The sequence below is a fragment of the Serratia proteamaculans genome (genome assembly GCF_004684015.1).
In the GTDB taxonomy this organism is placed as follows: Bacteria; Pseudomonadota; Gammaproteobacteria; order Enterobacterales; family Enterobacteriaceae; genus Serratia; species Serratia proteamaculans_F.
The window spans coordinates 1-710 of record NZ_SRIA01000027.1; the positions used below are offsets into that span (position 1 = coordinate 1).

At 46.2% G+C, this 710-nt stretch carries 2 protein-coding genes; both read right to left on the minus strand.

The window, feature by feature from the left end:
* Positions 1 to 108 precede the first annotated feature (108 nt).
* Positions 109 to 567, minus strand: coding sequence for an IS200/IS605 family transposase (gene tnpA, locus E5C26_RS24530; RefSeq protein WP_135318572.1), 459 nt, complete (start codon positions 565 to 567; stop codon positions 109 to 111).
* Positions 524 to 710 (minus strand): hypothetical protein (locus E5C26_RS24725; protein ID WP_206194308.1); only part of this gene is annotated, 187 nt, incomplete at its 5' end. The genes E5C26_RS24725 and tnpA, both read right to left, overlap by 44 nt.

The window sequence follows — 710 nt, forward strand, 5'->3', positions numbered from 1 at the left end:
AATAAATATCCTCCGGCATAGCCGGAGGTTTTTCATATGCGCCTATAAGGCTCTGTTACCAGCCGCGCCCTAACAGGCGCATAGCAATCTGACATTTGCATCTATGGATTACTTACGGCCCGTAAACGGGCTACCTGCATACGGGATCGACAACTGCTCACCCATTTTATCCTCTTCCAGTTGGTGCTTTATGTATTCTTGTATCCTGGCCGTGTTTTTCCCTACCGTATCAACGTAATACCCTCGGCACCAAAACTCCCTGTTACGGTATTTGAACTTCAAATCCCCAAACTGCTCATAAAGCATCAGGCTGCTCTTTCCCTTCAGGTACCCCATAAACCCCGATACACTCATTTTCGGCGGGATTTCCAGAAGCATATGAATGTGATCCGCACAGCATTCCGCTTCCAGGATATTCACGTTTTTCCATTCGCACAGCTTTCTTAAAATACTTCCAATCGCTTTGCGTTTTTCCCCGTAGAACACCTTTCTTCGGTACTTCGGCGCAAAAACTATGTGATATTTACAGTTCCATCGGGTGTGCGCTAAGCTCTTTTCGTCCCTCATTGGGACCCCCTTTTGATTTCTTGTTGAACATTTGCAGTTGCCAGACCGCAAACTGTTTTAACAAATCAAAAGGGGTTTTTATAACTGGCTCAAAGCTGAAAGCTTTACTGAACCCCCAGCCTAGCTGGGGGTTTTCTGTGCAC

Excerpts from the sequence above, each read along its gene's own strand:
- tnpA (WP_135318572.1), bottom strand. The coding sequence starts at position 567 with ATGAGGGACGAAAAGAGCTTAGCGCACACCCGATGGAACTGTAAATAT.